This is a genomic window from Kosakonia sp. ML.JS2a (genome assembly GCF_025642095.1).
Taxonomy (GTDB): Bacteria; Pseudomonadota; Gammaproteobacteria; order Enterobacterales; family Enterobacteriaceae.
On sequence record NZ_CP106754.1, the window covers coordinates 3,188,133 to 3,209,312 of the forward strand.

Here is a 21,180-nt window from a genome sequence, read left to right on the forward strand (position 1 = left end):
GTTAGTGCTGCTTCATTTTCCAGTAGCGCGCGGCGACCACCGTAGACTCCAGCATGCTCACCGTGCCTGCTTTGCCGGTACCGGCAATGTCGAACGCCGTACCGTGATCGACCGAACTGCGCACAAACGGCAGGCCGAAGGTAATGGTGATCGAACGTTCAAAATCGAGGGTTTTACAGGCGATATGCCCCTGGTCGTGATACAGCGACAGGATGGCGTCGTAGTTGCCGAGTTTGCCGAGATGGAAAACGGAGTCCGCCGGGACCGGACCAATGGCGTTGATCCCTTCCGCCTGCGCGGCTTTCACCGCCGGGATCAGATTATCGGCTTCTTCATGGCCAAACAGACCGTTGTCGGAACCGTGGGGGTTAAGCGCCGCGACCGCAATGCGCGGGTTCTTAATGTTGAGCGCCGTGAACTCGTGGTTGATCTGCTGTACACAGGCCAGTACGCGCTCTTTGTTGGCGTAGTCACAGGCATCTTTCAGCGCCATGTGGCGGCTGACAAAGAACACGCGCAGGTTGTGCACATGGAACATTGTCAAACCGTAATCGGAACGCGTTTCGACCTGGTAAATTTCCGTGTGGCCTGGCAACTTACAGCCCGCCAGTTTGATGGCTTCTTTGTGGATGGGCGCAGTAGAGACGACATCAATCAGCCCCGCCATCCCCAGTTCGATGGATTTCATGACATAATCCAGCGACATTTTTCCCGCCAGTTGCTGGACTTTACCCCAGACAATGCTGTCGCAGTCATAGTCGCCAGTTTCCAGCACATCCAGCGTACCCCAGCTGTATTTCGCCTGATCCGGATGGATGATTTTATTGATCGGGAAATTGCACCCCTGGATTTTCATCGCCCGCTGAATGATAGGGATGGAGCCAATCAGGAATGGCTTGCACTCGTCATACACACTTTTATCCATCAACGTCGCTACGGTAATTTCCGGACCAATCCCGGCGGGATCGCCAATGGTGACAGCTACAACGGGTTTTTTATCTACAGACATCGTCGGACCTCTCGGTAATGGAATGCTGTTCGTTCATATGTTCACTTGTAAATCATATGAACATAACGTTAACCGATGTTTTTCCCACGATGAGTGATGGAGATCACATAAAATTTCGTGACCCATTTTTGATCGCAAAAATGTGATCTAACATATGTTCAAGCAGTGAATAAATGTTCAAATTAAGCAAACCGATGCATAACACATTGCACAGGTCTTTGATTAGCAAGGAAATGGAGTTAAAGATGAAAAGCCTGATGATTGGCACAAGCTGGAAAATGAATAAACCGTTGTCGGAAGCGATGGCCTACTGCAAGGCGCTCGCCACCCATTTACCACCGGTGATGCACCCGTCCATTCAGCCCTTCTTCATTCCCCCGTTTACCGCTATCCAGCCGGTAAGCGACTTCTTTCGCATGCATACGTTGCCGTGCCTGACCGGTGCACAAAATATGCATCAGCAAGAAGCCGGTGCGTGGACCGGCGAGATCTCCGCCAGCATGATTGCTGAAACCGGCGCCACGCTGGTGGAGATGGGGCACTCTGAACGACGCGGCGCGTTCAATGAAACCGATGCCGCCATCAACGCCAAAGTCCATACTGCGCTGCGCCACGGCCTGCGTCCGCTGGTTTGCATTGGTGACAGCGCCGATGAAAAACGCTGGGGCGTCTCCATTGAAACCGTGACGCGGCAGATGAAAATCGCGCTGTATGGCCTGAGCGCCACGCAAGCGCAGCAAACGCTCATCGCCTATGAACCGATCTGGGCGATTGGCGAACAGGGCGTTCCGGCCACGCCAGAACAGGCTGCGGAGATCCACCAGGCGTTGCGTGCAGCGCTCTGTGCGCTGTACGGCGAAGAGCATGGGCATAAGATCCCGTTACTGTATGGCGGCAGCGTCAATCTGCAAAATTGCGCGGAACTGGCGGCGCAGCCCAATATTGACGGTTTGTTTATTGGCCGGGCCGCATGGGATGCCTCCGGGTATTGCGCAATTGTGCAACGCGTAGTGCAGGATTTTATCGCCAAAGCGCAGTAGTATTAAGGAGATATCGGCAATGGAAAAACAATGCGATGGCTGAACAAGACTCTGATTACGAACTTCTGACGGAAATAGCCGTCGCGTATTACGAGCAGGAACAGACCCAGGAAGAAATTGCCCAGCGGTTTGGCATCTCGCGTATTAAAGTCGGCAGGCTGCTGAAAAAAGCTCGCCACGAGGGGATCGTTGAAATCAACGTTAAATATCACCCGGTCTTTAGTTCGCAGATTGAACAACAGTTCATTCAAAATTTTGGTATCAAACGGGCGTTAATCGCCCTTGATCATCATGATGAGGATGAGCAGCGCCAGCAAGTGGCGGCACTGGTCAGCAACTATCTTGCCACCATTCTGAAAAACGACATGACCGTCACCGTCGGTCAGGGGCGTAATGTGGCGGCAGTGGCCAATCACGTGGGTATTTTCCCGGAGCGTTCCTGCCGCTTTATTTGCGGTATCGGCGGTACCAAGCGCGATGGTCAGCTTATCGACGCCGACCATATCAGCCGTAATCTGGCGCGTAAATTCAACGGGTTTAGTGAAACGCTGTATGCGCCGGCCTATGTGGAAACCCCGGCATTGCGCGAGGCGTTTATCCAGAACCGCCTGATCAAAGCCACTCTCGAACAGGCGAGCAAGGCAGACATTGCGCTGATTGGTCTGGGGGATATGAACGAAAACAGCTTTATGGTGCAACTGGGGTGGTTTACGCCGCAGGAGATCATTACCGCCCGTCAGGAACAGGGTGTGGTGGGTGACCTGGCCGGCTACAGCTTTTTCAACATTCAGGGAACCCCGGTCGACACGGTGATGAACGATCGGGTGATTGGTCTGAGTCTGGAGCAGCTACGCACCATTCCCTGCGTTATCGCGATTGCATCGGAAAGCACCAAAGCAACGGCGATTCTCGGCGCGCTACGCACCGGGGTGATCGATGTGCTGGCCACCAGCGCATCCAACGCCCGCACGGTGATCAATCTGCAAAAAGCGCTGTAAACCGCCCTCCTCTCCCGCCGGAGAGGAGCGGTTTTCGCGTTACAGCTTTTTCAGCAGTTTTTCGACGTACTCCGGCACCACCACGCTTGCCAGCCCGTAATGTTTCTCTTCGAACTCGCTGCCCACCTGGCTCGGTTCGAGGTTCAGCTCAACGGTGTGCGCGCCATGCAGTTTTGCTTCGTGAACAAACCCGGCGGCAGGATAGACATGGCCGGACGTGCCGATAGCAATAAAGACATCCGCCATTGCCAGCGCGCTGTAGATCTCATCCATGCCCAGCGGCATCTCGCCAAACCACACTACGTGCGGGCGCAGCGGCGCGGGGAACTGGCAACAGTGGCATTTGTCGTCACGGGTAACATCATCGGTCCACTTCAGCACCTGCCCGCTCTGGGAACAGCGCACTTTCAACAGCTCGCCGTGCATATGGATGATGTGTTTATTTCCGGCGCGCTCATGCAGGTTGTCGATATTTTGCGTGATCAGTAAAAAGCGATCCCCCAATGCCTGTTCCAGTTCGGCCAGCGCCAGATGCGCGGCGTTGGGCACAATTTCCGGCTGCTGGAGCTGGCGGCGGCGATCGTTATAAAAGGTTTGCACCAGTTGCGGGTTACGGGCAAAGCCTTCCGGCGTCGCCACATCTTCGACATGATGTTCTTCCCACAACCCATCTGCCGCACGGAAGGTGCGGATCCCGGACTCGGCGGAGATACCCGCCCCGGTCAGTACGACGACTCTCGGTTTTTCCATCACTTCAGGCACCATTGTGTCACGGAAAAAAATGCGCTGGCGTAACCGCTCGCGCAAGCGGCGTTTGTTACGGCGAAAACGGCTGAGACGATGTGAACGTCGCGATTGCATGGCATCCTCTCAGGACGGGTCAGTAAGATGAAGAAACGCCGCGCCGCGCATACCGCCTGCGTCGCCGTAGCGTGCGCATTCAATACGCGGCACCTCGCCCGCTGGCAGCAGATGCGGGCGGATACGCTCCGGCAGCAATTGCGTCAGCGCGCTGAAATTCGATAAACCACCGCCGATCACCAGCAGGTCCGGATCGATAATGGTCAGAATATTGCCCAGACACACCGCCAGCAAGTCGACATACCGTTCGATATGGGCCAGCGCTTTCGCCTCGCCCTGCTGCCAGCGGGTGATGATCTCCGGCGCGGACAATGACTGATGGTAGAAGTGTTTGTACAGCCATGCAAAACCACGGCCGGAAAGGTAGTTCTCAATACAGCCGATTTTGCCGCAGCCGCAGCGGGTAAGCGGAAAATCAAACCCCATCAGCCCCAGCGCATCGACGGGCAAACGGATATGACCAAACTCGCCGGTGATAAAACGATGCCCGGTCACGGTTTTGCCATTCACCACCAGTCCGCCGCCCACCCCCGTGCCAAGGATCAGCCCCATCACCAGCGGATAGCGCCGGAATTCATCATCCCAGGCTTCAGAGAGAGTGAAACAGTTGGCATCGTTATCCAGCCGGACCTCGCGCTCCAGCAACGCGCTGAGATCGGTGCGCAGCGGCTGACCGCTGGCGGCGGGAAGATTGGCGGCATACAGCGTACCGTCGGCGGTTTCCGGCATGCCGGGAATACCGATGCCGACCGTGCCCTTAACGCCGAAACGCGCATCCGCTTCCGCAACCAGCTCAGCAATCGCGCGCAGAAAAGACGTATAACTGTCATGGGGCGTGGCGACACGGGTTTCCCACTGTAAGCGTCGGTTGGCGTCAAAGACGCCTAACGCGATTTTACTGCCGCCAATATCAAATCCGTAATTCATCGCCACTCCTTCGTTGTGGCCCTGCTCACACCGGGATTACTGCCCGCTCAGCACTCTCGCCGGATCAATATTGCTCGCCCGGCGCGCCGGATACCAGCTCGCCAGCAGGCTTAATACCAACGCCGTCGCCAGAACGTACACCACATCCAGCGGATGAAGTTCCGACGGCAGGAAGTCGATAAAGTAGATATCGCCCGACAAGAACTGATGACCGATAATTTTCTCTATCACATTGATAATCGGCGTTAATTGTAGTGAAACCACCACGCCAATCACCACACCGCAAAGGCTGCCCAGCAACCCGGCCAGCAAACCGTACCAGACGAAAACGGCACGAATAAGACCATCTTTCGCCCCGAGCGTACGCAGCACCGCAATATCGCCGCTCTTGTCTTTCACCGCCATCACCAGCGTGGAGACAATATTAAAACAGGCCACGCCAATCACCAGCACCATCGCCAGATACATAATGGCGCGGATCATCTGGATGTCGCGGTACATATAGCCATATTTGCCGATCCAGCTTTTGATATAAACATAGCTGTTGGTGACTTCGCCCGCGTCGCGCACCAGCTTATTGGCGTTGAAGACATCGTTGACTTTAATGTCGATGCCGGTAACGCTGCCGCCCATCTCCAGGTATTGCTGCGCATCCGCCATCGGGATCATCGCGAAACCGTGATCAAGCTGACCGCTGAGTTGCAGAATGCCGGTGACGTGCAGGCGCACGCGTTTGGGCTGCAACAGCTTATGCGCGTCGTCAGAGTTCGGGATCATGATGGACACCCAGTCGCCCTGCTGCACTTTCAGCGCATCGGCTACGCCTTTCCCCAGAATGATTTGCTGCTCACCGGCTTTAAAATTGCGCCAGGCGTCGCCCTGGATATATTTCGGTAACGCGCTGAGGTCGGTTTCCTGCTGCGGATCAACGCCCTTGACCTGAATCGCGCGCAGGTTAGCGCCGCTTTCCACCAGCCCCGTAAAGTTGATATAGGGCGCCGCCGCCGCAATGCCCGGCACTTTTTTCACTTTTTCCAGCGCGGCATTCCAGTCGTTCCACGGCTGGTTCACCGGCTCGATCTCACCGTGCGGCACAACCGCCAGAATGCGGTTATTCAGTTCGCGTTCAAAACCGTTCATCGCGCTCAGACCGACGATCAGCACCGCCACGCCCAGCGCGATACCGACAGTGGAGATCACCGAAATCAGCGAAACCATCCCACCGCGACGGCGTCCGCGGCTGAAACGTAAGGCAATCAATAACGACAGAGGCGAAGCCATTACTCGGCCCCCATCAGGGAGACTTCAGTGCTCAGGCGGCCATCGCGCATTTCCAGTTGACGGTTCATGCGCTTCGCCAGCTGTAAATCATGCGTCACCACCAGAAACGCCGTACCCTGCGAACGGTTCAGCTCGCCAAGCAACTGGAAAATACTGTCGGCGTTGCGGGCATCCAGGTTACCGGTCGGTTCATCCGCCAGCACCAGGCGCGGGTTATTGACCAGTGCGCGAGCAATCGCCACACGCTGGCGTTCGCCGCCGGAAAGCTCCGACGGGCGGTGAGTGGCGCGGTGCTCCAGACCCACAGCACGCAGCATTTCACGCGCGCGACTGTCGATCTCGGCCGGTTTCTTTTTACCAATCAGCAGCGGCATCGCCACGTTTTCCAGCGCGGTAAAATCCGGCAGCAGATGGTGGAACTGGTAGATAAAGCCCAGCTCGCGGTTACGCAGCTCCGCCTTGGCGGTGGAAGAGAGTGTGCTCATCGGCTGGTCACGGAAGATCACATCGCCGGAGGTCGGCGTATCCAGCCCGCCCAGCAGGTGCAGCAGCGTACTTTTCCCCGAGCCGGAACTGCCGACAATCGCCATCAGTTCCCCTTCCGCCACGCTGAAGCTGACATTGTGCAGCACGTCGGTTTGCACACTGCCTTCCTGATAGCGTTTGCACAGGTTGTCGCATTGCAACAGGATCTTATTCATAACGTAAAGCCTCAGCGGGTTGAGTGGCGGCAGCGCGCCAGGAAGGATAAAGCGTAGAGAGCAGCGCAATGGCCATCGCCACCAGCGCAATAGTAACAACCTGCAGCGGCTCAATCGCCACGGGCAGCGCAGCGCCATCCAGCAGTGCGCCGATGATCGGCATCAAATTGTTCAACTGGCTGGCCAACAATGCACCCAGCACCGCACCCAGCAGCGCGCCGATGATCCCGGCGCTGGCCCCTTGCACCATAAATACCGCCATGATCTGGCGCGGCGTCAGGCCCTGTGTTTGTAAAATCGCCACCTCACCCTGTTTTTCCATCACCATCAGGCCAAGGGAGGTAATAATGTTAAACGCCGCGACCGCAACAATCAGGCTGAGCAGCAGCCCCATCATGTTTTTTTCCATGCGCACAGCCTGGAACAGCTCGCCTTTGCGATCGCGCCAGTCCTGCCACTTCGTCCCTTCTGGCAGCGACTGCTGGCTGAGCACATCCACTTTCAGCGGTTCGTTAAGCCACAACCGCCAGCCGGTAATGTTACCCGCCGGGTAACGCATCAGACGTGATGCATCCTCGATGTTGACCAGCATCTGGTACTCATCCACTTCGCTGTTTGCGGCGAACGTCCCGATGACCGTGAACAGACGCTGGCTTGGCAGACGCCCCATCGGTGTGAACTGGCTGGCGGAAGGCACCATTACACGGATTTGATCGCCGCGGTTAACGCCTAACTGGCCCGCCAGTTGCTCGCCGAGAATGATGTTGTATTTGCCCGCTTGCAGGTCGCTCTGTTTCACGTTGACCAGGTAAGGCGTCAGCGGATCGTTTTGCGTCGGGTCAATGCCCATCATCACGCCGACCGCCACGCTGCGTGCGCTTTGGATCACCACATCGCCGGTGGTCAACGGTGCAGTACGGGTGACGCCCTGTAGTTTCAACTGGTTTGCGGGATGCTGTTGCGGATCAAGAGAGCCGTTTTGCGTAGAGAGGATCGCCTGTGGCATCAGCCCCAGGATGTTGTTTTGCAGCTCACGTTCAAAGCCATTCATTACTGATAACACCGTCACCAGCGCCATAACGCCAAGGGTGATGCCAATGGTTGACAGCCAGGAGACAAAGCGACCGAAGCGGTCTGCTGCGCGCCCGCGCATATAGCGCAGACCTATGAAGAGTGTGACAGGCTGGTACATGAAATCCGTCTGATTGCTGATAGCAGATTGAGAAGTATATAAGCGAAAGCGCAGAGCGTAAATGAGTGAAACCGTAAGATTTCGTCACGAAGTTTCGAAAAAAAGCCGGAAAATCAAATTAATAATGGCTAGCAGATTCCTGCAAAACAGCCATTGTTTGCCTGGCGCGCGACCAACGTCCCTCGCCTTAATCCGAAAATCAATAAATACAGACACTTCCCCATTACATCCCCTCCCCCCCTGCCCAGGATAAATAGCCGAAATTAAGGCAAAACAGGCAAGAAAACGAATGAAACAGAAAACATTATGGATTAATCAAATCAAAGGGTTATGTATTTGTCTGGTGGTAATATATCACTCAGTCATTACTTTTTACCCGCATCTTGACCTCTTTCAACACCCCTGGTCCGAAACGCTGGCGAAATGTTGGATCTATTTCAACCTCTACCTTGCGCCGTTTCGCATGCCGGTGTTCTTCTTTATCTCGGGTTACCTGATCCGTCGCTATATCGACGAGGTTCCATGGAAAGAGACCATCGACAAACGGATTTGGAGCATTGTGTATGTGCTGGCGCTCTGGGGCGTGCTGCAATGGGTCGGGCTTAGCCATATTAATGACTGGCTGGCGCCGGATCGCGACCTCAGTAACGCGTCGAACGCCGCGTACGCCGACAACTGGAGAGAGTTCTTACAGGGGATGCTCACCGCCAGCACCAGTCTGTGGTATCTGTACGCGTTGATCGTCTATTTCACGCTTTGTAAGTTGTTAAGCAACTGGAAAATCCCCCTACTCACGCTGATGATCCTCGCCAGCCTCACCATTAATTATTTGCCGTTGCCCTGGTGGGGAATGAACAGCGTGGTGCGCAATATGATTTTCTATACCCTCGGTGCCTGGTATGGCAACGCGGTCATGGAGTGGGTGAAAACCGTGGCGATACGTCGCTATGCGTTATTGTTCGCTGTCGCGCTGGTGGTGGCGTTCGGTTTGTGGATGTTCAACATGCCATTGCCGCTCTGTTTGCTGTCGATTGTCGGCATCATGCGCCTGTTCCGGGAGTTGGAGCAGCGCTTCCCGCCAAGTGAAAACAGCCTGCTGAATGTGGTTGGCTCGAACACCATTGCGATTTACACCACCCACCGCATTCTGATTGAAGGCTTCAGCCTGGCGTTAATCAAACCGTTGAATGCCGGTATATGGCCGCCAACGATGGAACTGGCGCTATTGCTGGTCTACCCTTTCGTCACATTACTGATTTGTACGCTGGCTGGACTGTTGGTGCGGAAAATCTCCACCGCACTGTTTGCTGATGTTTTTTTCACCCCACCGGCGAAGCTTCGCCCGGCCATTGCCACACGCTAAACCCATGCGTTCGCCTTGGCTAAAACAATGCAATCGCAGATAATAAAGGGATTGCGTATCAGTGATATGCCCCCATATGGGGGTATATCCATAAGGAACACCGACACCTTCTATGCCTGAACAATACCGTTATTCTCTGCCGACAAAAGCAGGCGATCAGCGCCAGTTTGGCGAACTCACCGGTGCAGCCTGCGCCACCGAAGTGGCGGAAATCATTGAACGCCATGCGGGCCCGGTGGTGTTAATCGCACCCGATATGCAAAACGCATTGCGTTTGCAGGATGAGATTGGGCAATTTACCGACAATCTGGTGATGAACCTTGCTGACTGGGAAACGCTGCCGTACGACAGTTTCTCACCGCACCAGGAGATTATTTCTTCGCGCCTGTCGACCCTGTATCAACTGCCCGCCATGCAGCGCGGCGTGCTGATTGTACCGGTTAATACGTTAATGCAGCGCGTTTGCCCGCACAGCTACCTGCACGGCCACGCGCTGGTGATGCAAAAAGGCCAGCGACTGTCACGCGACCAGTTGCGCACCCAGCTTGAAAGCGCGGGTTACCGCCACGTGGACCAGGTGATGGAACACGGCGAGTACGCCACCCGCGGCGCATTGCTGGATCTCTTCCCGATGGGCAGCGAGCAACCGTTCCGCCTCGACTTTTTCGATGATGAAATCGACAGTTTGCGTCTTTTCGACACCGATACACAGCGTACGCTGGAAGAAGTTGAAGCGATTAACTTACTGCCTGCGCATGAATTCCCGACAGACAAAACCGCGATTGAGCTGTTCCGTAGCCAGTGGCGCGACAAGTTTGACGTCAAACGCGATGCTGAACATATCTATCAGCAGGTCAGTAAGGGCACCCTGCCCGCGGGGATAGAATACTGGCAGCCCTTGTTTTTCAGTGAGCCATTGCAGTCACTGTTCAGCTACTTCCCGGCCAACACATTGCTGGTGAATACCGGTTCACTGGAAGCCAGCGCCGAGCGTTTTCAGCAAGAGACGCAAGCGCGCTTCGAGAGCCGCGGTGTCGACCCGATGCGCCCGCTACTGCCACCGGATGCCCTGTGGTTGCGCGTCGATGCGCTATTCAGCGAGCTGAATAAGTGGCCGCGTATCCAGCTTAAAAGTGAACAACTGGCGAAGAAAGCCGCGCACGTCAACCTGGGTTACCAGACGTTGCCGGATCTCTCTGTGCAGGCGCAGCAAAAATCCCCGCTGGACAACCTGCGCAAATTCCTTGAGTCCTTTAGCGGCCCGGTGGTGTTCTCGGTGGAAAGTGAAGGCCGCCGTGAAGCATTAATTGAGCTGCTGGCGCGTATTAAGGTTGCGCCCAAACGGATCCTGCGTCTTGACGAGGCCACCAGCGCCGGTAGCTGGCTGATGATTGGCGCGGCCGAACATGGCTTTATCGATACGCTGCGCAACCGGGCGCTGATTTGCGAAAGCGATCTGCTGGGCGAGCGCGTTGCCCGCCGCCGTCAGGACACGCGTCGCACCATCAACCCGGACACGTTGATCCGCAACCTCGCCGAGTTGCACGACGGTCAGCCGGTGGTGCACCTGGAGCATGGCGTCGGGCGCTATGCCGGCATGACCACACTGGAAACGGGCGGCATCAAAAATGAGTACCTGATGCTGACCTACGCCAACGACGCCAAACTGTATGTTCCGGTGTCGTCGCTACATCTGATCAGCCGTTACGCCGGTGGTGCGGAAGAGAACGCGCCGCTGCATAAACTGGGCAGCGACGCCTGGTCGCGGGCGCGGCAAAAAGCGGCGGAAAAAGTGCGTGACGTCGCGGCGGAGCTGCTGGACATCTATGCCCAGCGCGCAGCTAAGGCGGGGTTTGCCTTTAAACACGATCGCGAACAGTATCAGCTGTTCTGCGATGGTTTCCCGTTTGAAACCACACCGGATCAGGCGCAGGCCATCAACGCGGTGCTCAGCGATATGTGCCAGCCGCTGGCGATGGATCGTCTGGTGTGCGGCGATGTGGGCTTCGGTAAAACCGAAGTGGCAATGCGCGCAGCATTTCTCGCGGTGGAAAACAATAAACAGGTGGCCGTACTGGTGCCAACCACCCTGCTCGCTCAGCAGCATTTTGATAATTTCCGTGACCGTTTCGCTAACTGGCCGGTGCGCATAGAGATGCTTTCCCGTTTCCGCAGCGCCAAAGAGCAGGCACAAGTGCTGGAACAGGCTGCTGAAGGCAAAATAGATATCCTGATAGGCACGCATAAGCTGCTGCAAAGCGACGTCAAACTGAAAGATCTCGGTTTATTGATCGTCGATGAGGAGCACCGCTTTGGCGTGCGCCATAAAGAGCGCATTAAAGCGATGCGTGCCGATGTCGACATCCTGACCCTGACGGCAACGCCAATTCCCCGTACGCTGAATATGGCAATGAGCGGGATGCGCGATCTGTCGATTATCGCCACCCCACCGGCGCGCCGGCTGGCGGTGAAAACCTTTGTGCGCGAGTACGACAGCCTGGTGGTGCGCGAGGCGATCCTGCGTGAAGTGCTGCGCGGCGGCCAGGTCTATTATCTGTATAACGACGTGGAAAATATCCAGAAAGCGGCAGACAGGCTGGCGGAATTGGTACCGGAAGCGCGTATTGCTATCGGCCACGGGCAGATGCGTGAACGCGAACTGGAACGGGTGATGAATGACTTCCACCATCAGCGTTTTAACGTACTGGTGTGTACCACCATTATTGAAACCGGGATCGATATTCCGACCGCCAACACCATCATTATTGAGCGGGCTGACCACTTCGGGCTGGCGCAGTTACATCAGTTACGTGGTCGTGTGGGGCGTTCGCATCATCAGGCCTATGCCTGGTTGTTAACACCGCATCCGAAAGCGATGACGACAGACGCGCAAAAACGCCTGGAAGCCATCGCCTCACTGGAAGATTTGGGTGCTGGTTTTGCGCTGGCGACCCACGACCTGGAGATCCGTGGTGCCGGGGAACTGCTGGGTGAGGATCAGAGCGGTCAGATGGAAACCATTGGTTTCTCGCTCTATATGGAGCTGCTGGAAAACGCCGTTGATGCATTAAAGGCGGGGCGCGAACCCTCGCTGGAAGATCTCACCAACCAGCAAACGGAGGTGGAATTGCGCATGCCTTCGCTGCTGCCGGATGACTTTATCCCGGATGTGAACACACGTTTGTCCTTCTATAAACGCATTGCCAGTGCAAAAGACGACAATGCGCTGGAAGAGATCAAAGTCGAGCTGATTGACCGCTTTGGCCTGCTGCCGGATGCCGCGCGGACATTGCTGGACATCGCCCTGCTGCGCCAGCAGGCGCAGAAGCTCGGCATCCGTAAGCTGGAGGGTAACGAAAAAGGCGGTGTGATTGAGTTCAACGAAAAAAATCACGTCAACCCGGCCTGGCTGATTGGTTTATTGCAGAAGCAGCCGCAACACTTCCGCCTTGATGGCCCAACGCGACTGAAATTCATGCAGGATCTGGGTGAACGCAAAACCCGCATGAACTGGGTGCGTAACTTTATGCAGCAGTTAGCCGAAAACGCCGTTGCCTGACAATCATTACGCAACCGGGCCATCAGGCCCGGTTTGTGTTTAACGCGCAACATTTACAAATATTTTGCACTACGCCAGGACTTCCCGACACGCTGGCGCACCATAATCCCATTAGTTTTCTACATAACAATAACCTTATGATTTTCATGGATTATGGTCATGATCAAAAATTCACGTTTTGCTCACTGGATAACGCTCTTCGCCGTTGCTGCGACGGTCGCCCTTTCTCTGCCCGCACGGGCAAATAGCTGGCCATTGCCCCCTGCCGGGAGCCGCGTCGTTGGCGAGAACCGTTTTCACGTAGTGCAAAATGATGGCGGCTCACTGGAAGCCATCGCAAAGCAGTACAACGTCGGTTTTCTGGCGCTGCTGCAGGCCAACCCCGGCGTGGATCCCTATGTACCGCGCGCGGGCAGCGTACTGACGATCCCGCTGCAAACCCTGCTGCCGGACGCGCCACGTAAAGGGATTGTGATTAACCTGGCCGAACTGCGTCTGTATTACTATCCGCCCGGTAAAAATGAAGTCATTGTCTACCCGATCGGTATTGGTCAGTTGGGCGGCGATACGCTGACCCCCACGATGGTAACAACCGTCTCGGATAAACGTGCTAACCCCACATGGACGCCAACCGCCAATATTCGGGCGCGCTATAAAGCGCAAGGCATCGATCTTCCTGCCGTGGTTCCTGCCGGGCCGGATAACCCGATGGGGCATCACGCTATTCGCCTGGCGGCCTTCGGCGGTGTTTATCTGTTGCATGGCACCAATGCCGATTTCGGCATCGGGATGCGGGTTAGCTCCGGTTGCATCCGCCTGCGCGATGGCGATATTTCCGCCCTCTACGCGGCGGTCTCTCCGGGTACGCCAGTGAACATTATCAATACTCCGATTAAAGTCTCGGTCGAGCCTGACGGCAGACGGCTGGTGGAAGTCCATCAACCGTTATCAAAATCCATTGATGACGATCCGAAAACGCTGCCGATTGTGCTGAATGCAGCGATGCAGGCATTCCAGGACGATGCGCGCAGCGATGCGCAAGTGATGACCCACGCGATGGAAATCCGCTCCGGCATGCCTGTTGATGTTACCCGCCAGGCCGCCCCGTCGGTACAGATGCTGTAACCTGCCCTGATACGCAAAAAGGCCCTGCATGTGCAGGGCCTTTTTTATGGCAGTGGCATAAGGGCTGTGAGGGGCGACCTTATTTGTAGAGAACCGCAGTACCATGCAGGTTATCGGAACCAGTCACAGAAGTGATGCGGAAAGATTTCGCACCCATCTGTTCAGCTTTCTGCGCCAGTTTATCTTCAACAGAAGAGAGATTCGTGCTGGCCGTAACGCCAACAGTGGCAACTTCCTGCTGACCCGCCGGTGCTGACTGAACTTCAACCGCAGCCATGCTGGCAAAAGAGAGTGAACTGAGTACCGCGGCGGCGAAAAATGCTTTTACGTTTGTCATGATTGTTTACCTGTATGCAGATGATGGATGTCGCCAACGAATAAGTTAACGATCGATAGATAAATGGTAGTTGTGATCTGCATCACACGTCAACATCTTTTTGTAACGATCGTTAGTTAAAATATTAATTGCTTAAAATTCATAACCATAGGATTTATTAATTTGTGCTGTTTTGCCGCTGGTCAGGCTGACAGAATGTTTTTATAATGACTGCTCAGCAAACAAACAAAGGTAAGCGGCACTATGACGACTGAGATCACCAGTTGCAGCAAAAAAAGCCGTGGCCGACCGAAAGTGTTCGACAGGGAAGCGGCGCTCGACAAAGCCATGACGCTGTTCTGGCAGCATGGCTACGAAGCCACATCATTATCCGATCTCGTAGAAGCGACCGGCGCGAAAGCACCGACGCTTTATGCAGAGTTCACCAATAAAGAAGGGTTGTTCCGCGCGGTACTGGACCGTTATATCGCGCGTTTCGCCACGCAACACGAGGCTCCGTTGCACTGCGAGGAAAAACCTATTGAGCAGGCGCTACTGGACTATTTCACCGCCGTGGCGAAATGTTTCACCAGTACGGATACGCCAGCCGGCTGTTTTATGATCAATACTTCCGCAACGCTGGCGGCCTCTTCACAGGCGATTGCGAAGACCATCAAGTCGCGGCACGCACAGCAGGAAGAAACGCTGCTCAAATTCCTGACACAGCGTCAGCAGCGAGGGGAAATCCCCGCAAGCGCAGATCCGCAGGCGCTGGCGCAGTTTCTGGGTTGTATATTGCAGGGTATGTCAATTAGCGCGCGCGAAGGTGCAAGTTGTGAAAAGTTGCTGCAAATTACCCGAACTACGCTGCGTTTGTGGCCGGATCTGATCAAACTCTGAGAGGTTTATACCCGGCGGCACGTCGCTTGCCGGGTTGACTTTCACGATAGACAAAACCTATCCTAACAATAGATAAAAACTTTCAGTGTTTTTCCCCGCTTTGCTATGATTAATTGTGATTATTGCTCTGCTAATGATTAGTATGGGTGATACACAAATCATAAGTGTCATGAAGACGCGCTAAGCTACGACTTTCCCTTACTCTCGCTCTACCTGTTGTACTGAATTTTACCGTTGATATAGGGCATTTCACTGTACTTAACACATGCATAAGGAAAATGAACATGATTTTGCTATTACCATTCATCAAAGTGTTAATAGTAATAACATTGTTATGTAGTCTGTGGGTGTTGTGTGGTGGTTCGGTACTGTTTGCGTTTATTTCTGTTTTAATCACCGGCCTGCTGGTAATACGCCAACACGACTTCATTTGACCGTTAAAAAGCCTTGCTGCGATGCAAGGCTTTTTTCATGAAAAAAGGCTCCTCAGCCTGAGCAATTGAGGAGCCAACATGCAGAGTACTTCTGTTTTACGCTTTGTTATTCAAAATAAGCTGACCATTGTTATCCAGCGGAATTTGCGTTCCCGGATCTTTATCCATGCGGATTTTTCCTTGCTGGTCGCCAATCTTGTACGTCACGTCGTAACCGATCATTTTCTCGGATTTGTCATAGACGGTTTGACAGCGTTGCTGGGTCGTGGTGTAGGTGTCCCTTTCCTGCATCCCACCCTGGATTTGGTTACCGGCGTAGCCGCCGCCCAACGCGCCGACGACGGTAGCAACATCTTTACCCCGGCCGCCACCAAACTGGTGCCCCAGCACCCCACCCGCCACTGCGCCCAGAACAGAACCGGTAATGCGGTTCTCATCCTGTACCGGACGGCGATGCGTCATGGTGACGTTACGGCACTCCTCACGGGGTGTTTTAATGCTCTCTTTAATTGGCGTGGCGGAAACCACCTGCGCATACTGAGGACCACGGTCAAATACATTCAAACTGGCAACCGCGGCAACGCCCAGTGCAGCGGCCACGCCAATTCCGATACCCGCTAACATTGATTTATTCACAGGATTATCTCCCTCGTTTGCTATTAGCAACAATTTTGCAACTTCAGCGGTCGTTAAGCCAATCGGAAAGAGAGGAAAAAATGGGATATATAGGGGAGAAACCCGGATATTCAGAGTTGTCTGAACCTCGATAACGGTCCAGGACAGAAGGAAATACTGCTCCGGCGATGATCTCGCCGGAGCAGTCAAACACATCAGTGCAGTTTCAAACGCGGGCGAATTACCCGGTTAATACTGCCCACCAGCATCATCAGGCCGGTTTTGAAATAACCGTGCAGTGCAATCTGGTGCATACGATACAGTGAAATGTACACGAAGCGGGCAATACGACCTTCAATCATCATCGAACCGCGCATCAGGTTCCCCATCAGGCTGCCGACGGTCGAGAAGTTCGACAGAGAGACCAGTGAACCGTGATCCTTATACACATAAGACTTCAGCGGCTTGCCTTTGATCTGCGCCAGAATGTTATGCAGGGCGAGGCTGGCCATCTGGTGTGCTGCCTGGGCGCGCGGAGGAACAAAGCCGCCTTCAGGACGAGCGCAAGAGGCGCAGTCGCCGATGGCATAGATATCCGCATCGCGCGTGGTTTGCAGCGTTGGCTCAACCACTAATTGATTGATTCGGTTGGTTTCCAGACCGCCAATCTCTTTCATAAAGTCAGGCGCTTTGATGCCTGCCGCCCACACCATCAGATCGGCTTTGATGTATTCGCCATCTTTGGTATGCAAACCGCCTTCATCAGCGCTGGTGACCATGGTCTGCGTCAGTACGCGCACGCCCATTTTGGTCAGTTCGCTATGCGCAGCGCCGGAAATCCGCGGCGGCAATGCAGGCAAAATGCGCTCTCCCGCCTCGACCAGCGTCACGTTCAGCGCGTCGTTGGTCAGACCTTTGTAACCATAGCTGTGCAGCTGTTTCACCGCGTTATGCAGCTCTGCAGAAAGCTCAACCCCTGTCGCGCCGCCGCCGACAATCGCAATGTTCACTTTGCCGTTAGCGCCAAGATTCGCGGAGTATTTCAGGAACAGGTTCAGCATCTCCTGGTGGAAACGACGCGCCTGATGCGGGTTATCGAGGAAAATGCAGTGTTCTTTTACGCCCGGCGTGTTGAAATCATTAGATGTGCTGCCCAGCGCCATGATCAGCGTGTCATAGGCCAGCTTGCGCTCCGGCACCAACAACTCGCCTTTCTCATCACGCAACTCTGCGAGCGTCAGGGTTTTGCTTTCACGGTTAATGTCCACCACGGAACCCAGTTGGAACTGGAAATGGTGATTACGCGCGTGCGCCAGGTAGCTCAGCGCATCAACGCCTTCATCCAGTGAACCCGTTGCGACTTCATGCAGTAACGGTTTCCATAAATGGCTGTGGTTACGATCCACCAGCGTAATTTTGGCTTTTTTACCGCGGCCGAGTTTTTTACCCAACTGCGTTGCCAGCTCCAGACCGCCGGCACCACCACCCACAATTACAATCTTTTTCAATGGCGTAGTCAAAGTGACCCCCTAAAATATTAACCAATTGTTAACTAAAAGTTATACAAATAGCTTTTAGTTAACAAAGAGTTACGCGCTTGCAAACCAACATTGACGATGAGAATAACACGTAAGGTTCAATGGTCATACCAAAATTGATATGCATCAAGTTTTGATGCCTAAAAGATGAACAAGTGTAGTTGGATTGCCAAAGAATGCGGGCACAGAAAGGGAATGAGACAAAATACCGGCAGGCGATAACCTGCCGGAGGGGGGATTAACCGAGGGTTTTAAACGCTTTGATACGCTGAAGGTGTGGCGAGATGTTCTTGAATTTGTGAGATTGCTCTTCATCCCAGACAATCTCGTAGTAGTGGTGCAACTCATCCGACGCGCGCTGATTGTCCAGTGTCTCATCGTTACGCGACAAAATCACCAGGCAGCGGTCACGATTTTTTTCACGAAAATTGGACACACACTTCGTGGCAATGTCCTGATACTCTTCCGGGCGATCGATTTTGCCCTCCATGTTCTCATAGGGGAACAGGTTGGGGTTGAGGATCACCTGACGAATATCACACAGAAAGCCAATGCGCTCCGCCCAGTATCCACCAAGCCCTACGCCGCAAATCAGCGGGCGCTCATCGACATTCAGCTGCAACATCTTATCCACTTCTTTCAGCAAGTGCTGCATATCGTGTTTCGGGTGCCGCGTGCTATAGCTAATCAGACGCACATCCGGATCGATAAACTGTAGCTGCAGCACCTTTTCATGGTTGCCGGGACTGTTTGAGTCAAAACCGTGTAAATAGATAATCATGGTATCCTCACCACTTCGACATCGCGTCCGCAGGCGTTAATGAGCCGCTTTCTGCTCCTGCCAGCGCGCGTGTAACCGCTCCAGCTCCTGGCTGACAGCCTTCCAGCGCGCCGTGCTCATCAACTCCTGACGAGAATATGAACCTTTATGATACAATTGTGTAACACGCTCTGCATTGATCGGCGACAGGTTATCTAACACACTCACTGCGCCTTTACGATTATTGCAGACCAGGATCATATCGCAACCGGCGTCCAGTGATGCCTGTCCACGCTCTGCATAACTGCCCATAATCGCAGCGCCTTCCATCGACAGATCGTCAGAGAAAATCACGCCGTCAAACCCCAGTTCACCGCGCAATACGGTTTTCAGCCAGTAGGGCGAACCGCTGGCCGGACGTGGATCGATATCGGTGTAAATCACATGCGCAGGCATAATCGCGTCCAGCTTGTTTTGCTCAATAAGCTGGCGGAAGACCGACATATCTTTGGCGCGGATCTCCGCTTGCGGGCGCGGGTCGCGCGGGGTTTCTTTATGAGAATCCGCCGTCACGGCACCGTGCCCGGGGAAGTGTTTCCCCGTGGTTTTCATACCCGCACTATGCATACCGTCGATAAACTGCGTTGCCATCGCCAGCGCCTTTAGTGGATCGTCGTGGTAAGAACGTTCGCCAATTGCCGCGCTGATATGCCCGACATCCAGCACCGGGGCAAAACTGATGTCGATATCCATGGCAATCATTTCACTGGCCATCAACCACCCCGCATCCTGCGCCAGACGACCGCCCTCTTTCAGCCCATGCAATGCGGCAAAAGACTGAGCAGCCGGCAGCCGGGTAAAGCCTTCGCGGAAACGCTGTACGCGCCCCCCTTCCTGGTCGACAGCCACCACCAGACGATGGTGTGACGCACTGCGGATCTGGCGCACCAGCTCACGTAATTGCGCCGGATCGTGATAATTACGGGTAAAGAGGATCAAGCCGCCCACCAGCGGATGCGCCAGAATTTCGCGCTCTTCCGCATCCAGTTCGTACCCTTCCACATCCAACATGACCGGACCCACACTCACCTCTCTTATCCTTCAGTCTGCAGCTGACGCCATACTTCATTCGCCAGCGTGATAAATTGTTGTTCACCCGTTTGCTGCCAGCGGCACTCATACCAGCCGGCCATCAGCATCAGAACCCAGGGTCGCCAGCGCCTTACCTGCCGCCATAACTGAGCCGGAGCGATAGCCGAACGCCGTGCGTAGTCATTCACCAGCGCACGCCGCTGTGCGTCGTTGTCCATCCACACGGCGGCCAGTTCGAGAGCGATATCGCCATCGCCCGCATACTCCCAGTCGATCAGCCTTACCCCTTGCGGGCCATGAACCAGATTGCCCGCATGCACATCCATATGTAACGGCGCCAGTCGCAGCGGCGTCGGTTCGCCTTGTTGACGAAGCCGTTTTAATCGCCGTAACCAAAACGGCGTTCGCCGGCCAGGCACACAGCGTTGCCAGTATCCTTCAAGCAGTGGTAGCAGCGTTATCCGCCAGCCAAAACAGGACTGGCGGTGTAAATCATACAGTAACGCCGCGAGTTCGCTGCCGGATGGCAACGCCGCTTTTGTTTCACCGGGCAGATAGTCGATCGCCATCCACTCGCCAGTGTAGAGATAGGCACGCGGCGCAATCGTCGGCGGTAAATGTTTAAACACCCGGTACTGTCGCCGGAAAGGTGAAGATGTGCCCTGATGCCGCTGGCGCAGCACTCGCATATGCTGGCCATCGCTGATAAGACAACTCCCGCCGCTGAGTCCGGTATTCTGGCTGGCGACGGGAGCATATTGCGGAAAATAGCGTAACAGAATGTCGTCACGCGTTTGCTTATTGTTGCTGAACCGCACCTTTACCTGACCAGATAATCTCGCCGGTCTGCACCAGCATTAATTGCATTTGCAGGCCCGGTGCGTTGGCATTGCCGGTCGCGTTGGAGTACAGCACATATTGCGCGCCGACATTGCGGGCGATGCCAATCGCTTTGCTGCGCGTCCCCAGACTGTCCTGCGGTGAAAGCCCCAATTGTTGCTTCGCCACGGCCAGTTGCTGTGCGGTGATCAATGTAAATTTACCGTTGTTAGCCAGCGCATTACGCACCACTTCGGTGGCTTCACCGGTGTTGATCGATCCATTAGTGCGGTTATTTACGCTATCCACCAGCAGTACGCTTCCCGCTGTTGCACCGCTCGCGGGCAGCATTTTGCCCACCATCGGTTGCACCGCGCCATTCCAGTCATAGTGGCGTTCACGCGGCGTTGGCTGCGCGGTCTGATCCTGATGCTCAATCGGGCCTGGCTGCTGTTGCGGCAGTGTCGGGACAGAAGGCACCGTCGGTACCGGCTGTTGCGGCTGTTGCGGCTTCGTGGGTTGCTGTTCACCTCCCCCGGCCTGATCGACGGGTGCGGGTTGTTGCTCACCGCGAATAATACAGCCCGACAACAGCATGGCGAAAGTGGTCAGTAGTGCGTAGCGTCCAAGTGTTTTAATCAAGAGTCACC

General features: G+C 54.8%; 19 protein-coding genes. 6 read left to right on the forward strand and 13 right to left on the reverse strand.

The annotated features are described in order from the left end of the window. Position 1: 1 nt before the first annotated feature. Positions 2–1,009 (reverse strand): 4-hydroxythreonine-4-phosphate dehydrogenase PdxA, encoded by a 1,008-nt coding sequence (pdxA, locus tag N7922_RS15180; protein ID WP_263097101.1) that lies wholly within the window; start codon positions 1,007–1,009, stop codon positions 2–4. A 245-nt stretch (positions 1,010–1,254) separates the two neighbouring features. Between pdxA and N7922_RS15185 the strand changes: the two genes are divergently transcribed. Both N7922_RS15185 and N7922_RS15190 read left to right on the forward strand, forming a co-directional pair. Then, positions 1,255–2,049: a triose-phosphate isomerase gene (locus tag N7922_RS15185; protein WP_263097102.1), complete on the forward strand. Its 795-nt coding sequence runs from the start codon at positions 1,255–1,257 to the stop codon at positions 2,047–2,049. 35 nt (positions 2,050–2,084) lie between these two features. Next, complete coding sequence (locus N7922_RS15190) at positions 2,085–3,047, forward strand: sugar-binding transcriptional regulator (RefSeq protein ID WP_088236510.1); 963 nt, start codon at positions 2,085–2,087, stop codon at positions 3,045–3,047. Between the two features lie 39 nt (positions 3,048–3,086). Here N7922_RS15190 and cobB read toward each other — a convergent pair whose 3' ends face one another. Genes cobB through lolC form a run of 5 tightly spaced genes read right to left on the reverse strand, consistent with a single transcriptional unit; the run spans position 3,087 to position 8,009 of the window. Continuing rightward, entirely contained in the window at positions 3,087–3,908 is an 822-nt protein-coding gene (cobB, locus tag N7922_RS15195) for a Sir2 family NAD+-dependent deacetylase (RefSeq protein WP_263097103.1), read from the reverse strand. 9 nt (positions 3,909–3,917) lie between these two features. Beyond that, positions 3,918–4,835 (reverse strand): N-acetylglucosamine kinase, encoded by a 918-nt coding sequence (gene nagK, locus N7922_RS15200; RefSeq protein WP_263097104.1) that lies wholly within the window; start codon positions 4,833–4,835, stop codon positions 3,918–3,920. A gap of 36 nt (positions 4,836–4,871) precedes the next feature. Next, positions 4,872–6,116 (reverse strand): lipoprotein-releasing ABC transporter permease subunit LolE, encoded by a 1,245-nt coding sequence (gene lolE, locus N7922_RS15205; RefSeq protein ID WP_263097105.1) that lies wholly within the window; start codon positions 6,114–6,116, stop codon positions 4,872–4,874. Next, positions 6,116–6,817 carry a lipoprotein-releasing ABC transporter ATP-binding protein LolD gene (lolD, locus tag N7922_RS15210; protein ID WP_263097106.1) on the reverse strand — a complete coding sequence of 234 codons (702 nt, stop codon included), beginning with the start codon at positions 6,815–6,817 and terminating at the stop codon, positions 6,116–6,118. The genes lolE and lolD overlap by 1 nt, the downstream gene beginning before the upstream one ends. Next, on the reverse strand, positions 6,810–8,009 hold the full coding sequence (gene lolC / locus N7922_RS15215; protein WP_263097107.1) for a lipoprotein-releasing ABC transporter permease subunit LolC: 1,200 nt from the start codon (positions 8,007–8,009) through the stop codon (positions 6,810–6,812). Before lolC ends, lolD begins: the two co-directional genes overlap by 8 nt. A gap of 289 nt (positions 8,010–8,298) precedes the next feature. Here lolC and N7922_RS15220 point away from each other — a divergent pair, with 289 nt between their 5' ends. From N7922_RS15220 to N7922_RS15230, 3 genes are all read left to right on the forward strand, one after another. Continuing rightward, positions 8,299–9,372, forward strand: a complete 1,074-nt coding sequence (locus N7922_RS15220; RefSeq protein WP_263097108.1) for an acyltransferase family protein — start codon at positions 8,299–8,301, stop codon at positions 9,370–9,372. 112 nt (positions 9,373–9,484) lie between these two features. Then, positions 9,485–12,931 carry a transcription-repair coupling factor gene (gene mfd, locus N7922_RS15225; protein ID WP_263097109.1) on the forward strand — a complete coding sequence of 1,149 codons (3,447 nt, stop codon included), beginning with the start codon at positions 9,485–9,487 and terminating at the stop codon, positions 12,929–12,931. Between the two features lie 159 nt (positions 12,932–13,090). After that, complete coding sequence (locus N7922_RS15230) at positions 13,091–14,056, forward strand: L,D-transpeptidase family protein (protein WP_263097110.1); 966 nt, start codon at positions 13,091–13,093, stop codon at positions 14,054–14,056. Between the two features lie 79 nt (positions 14,057–14,135). Here the strand turns inward: N7922_RS15230 and bhsA are convergent, their stop codons facing one another. Beyond that, positions 14,136–14,393: a multiple stress resistance protein BhsA gene (bhsA, locus tag N7922_RS15235; RefSeq protein ID WP_263097111.1), complete on the reverse strand. Its 258-nt coding sequence runs from the start codon at positions 14,391–14,393 to the stop codon at positions 14,136–14,138. 243 nt (positions 14,394–14,636) lie between these two features. Here bhsA and N7922_RS15240 point away from each other — a divergent pair, with 243 nt between their 5' ends. Then, entirely contained in the window at positions 14,637–15,272 is a 636-nt protein-coding gene (locus tag N7922_RS15240; RefSeq protein ID WP_263097112.1) for a TetR/AcrR family transcriptional regulator, read from the forward strand. 530 nt (positions 15,273–15,802) lie between these two features. Here the strand turns inward: N7922_RS15240 and N7922_RS15245 are convergent. The 6 genes from N7922_RS15245 to lpoB all read right to left on the reverse strand — a co-directional run bounded on the left by N7922_RS15245 (position 15,803) and on the right by lpoB (position 21,172). After that, a complete protein-coding gene (locus N7922_RS15245) occupies positions 15,803–16,342 on the reverse strand; it encodes a glycine zipper 2TM domain-containing protein (RefSeq protein WP_263097113.1) in 540 nt (179 codons plus the stop codon). A 194-nt stretch (positions 16,343–16,536) separates the two neighbouring features. Beyond that, positions 16,537–17,841: an NAD(P)/FAD-dependent oxidoreductase gene (locus tag N7922_RS15250; protein ID WP_263097114.1), complete on the reverse strand. Its 1,305-nt coding sequence runs from the start codon at positions 17,839–17,841 to the stop codon at positions 16,537–16,539. Positions 17,842–18,097: 256 nt separating this feature from the next. Beyond that, positions 18,098–18,640: an alpha/beta hydrolase YcfP gene (gene ycfP, locus N7922_RS15255; RefSeq protein WP_263097115.1), complete on the reverse strand. Its 543-nt coding sequence runs from the start codon at positions 18,638–18,640 to the stop codon at positions 18,098–18,100. 36 nt (positions 18,641–18,676) lie between these two features. Continuing rightward, positions 18,677–19,702, reverse strand: a complete 1,026-nt coding sequence (gene nagZ, locus N7922_RS15260) for a beta-N-acetylhexosaminidase (RefSeq protein ID WP_263100923.1) — start codon at positions 19,700–19,702, stop codon at positions 18,677–18,679. Positions 19,703–19,713: 11 nt separating this feature from the next. After that, positions 19,714–20,529 carry a thiamine kinase gene (thiK, locus tag N7922_RS15265; RefSeq protein ID WP_263097117.1) on the reverse strand — a complete coding sequence of 272 codons (816 nt, stop codon included), beginning with the start codon at positions 20,527–20,529 and terminating at the stop codon, positions 19,714–19,716. Then, positions 20,510–21,172, reverse strand: a complete 663-nt coding sequence (gene lpoB, locus N7922_RS15270; protein ID WP_263097118.1) for a penicillin-binding protein activator LpoB — start codon at positions 21,170–21,172, stop codon at positions 20,510–20,512. The genes thiK and lpoB overlap by 20 nt, the downstream gene beginning before the upstream one ends. Between the last annotated feature and the right edge of the window lie 8 nt (positions 21,173–21,180).

Coding starts and splice junctions, on each gene's coding strand:
- lolE (WP_263097105.1), bottom strand. CDS start 6,116: ATGGCTTCGCCTCTGTCGTTATTGATTGCCTTACGTTTCAGCCGCGGA.
- bhsA (WP_263097111.1), bottom strand. CDS start 14,393: ATGACAAACGTAAAAGCATTTTTCGCCGCCGCGGTACTCAGTTCACTC.
- N7922_RS15220 (WP_263097108.1), top strand. CDS start 8,299: ATGAAACAGAAAACATTATGGATTAATCAAATCAAAGGGTTATGTATT.
- ycfP (WP_263097115.1), bottom strand. CDS start 18,640: ATGATTATCTATTTACACGGTTTTGACTCAAACAGTCCCGGCAACCAT.
- cobB (WP_263097103.1), bottom strand. CDS start 3,908: ATGCAATCGCGACGTTCACATCGTCTCAGCCGTTTTCGCCGTAACAAA.
- pdxA (WP_263097101.1), bottom strand. CDS start 1,009: ATGTCTGTAGATAAAAAACCCGTTGTAGCTGTCACCATTGGCGATCCC.
- lolC (WP_263097107.1), bottom strand. CDS start 8,009: ATGTACCAGCCTGTCACACTCTTCATAGGTCTGCGCTATATGCGCGGG.
- mfd (WP_263097109.1), top strand. CDS start 9,485: ATGCCTGAACAATACCGTTATTCTCTGCCGACAAAAGCAGGCGATCAG.
- N7922_RS15230 (WP_263097110.1), top strand. CDS start 13,091: ATGATCAAAAATTCACGTTTTGCTCACTGGATAACGCTCTTCGCCGTT.
- lolD (WP_263097106.1), bottom strand. CDS start 6,817: ATGAATAAGATCCTGTTGCAATGCGACAACCTGTGCAAACGCTATCAG.
- N7922_RS15185 (WP_263097102.1), top strand. CDS start 1,255: ATGAAAAGCCTGATGATTGGCACAAGCTGGAAAATGAATAAACCGTTG.
- N7922_RS15240 (WP_263097112.1), top strand. CDS start 14,637: ATGACGACTGAGATCACCAGTTGCAGCAAAAAAAGCCGTGGCCGACCG.
- N7922_RS15190 (WP_088236510.1), top strand. CDS start 2,085: ATGGCTGAACAAGACTCTGATTACGAACTTCTGACGGAAATAGCCGTC.
- nagK (WP_263097104.1), bottom strand. CDS start 4,835: ATGAATTACGGATTTGATATTGGCGGCAGTAAAATCGCGTTAGGCGTC.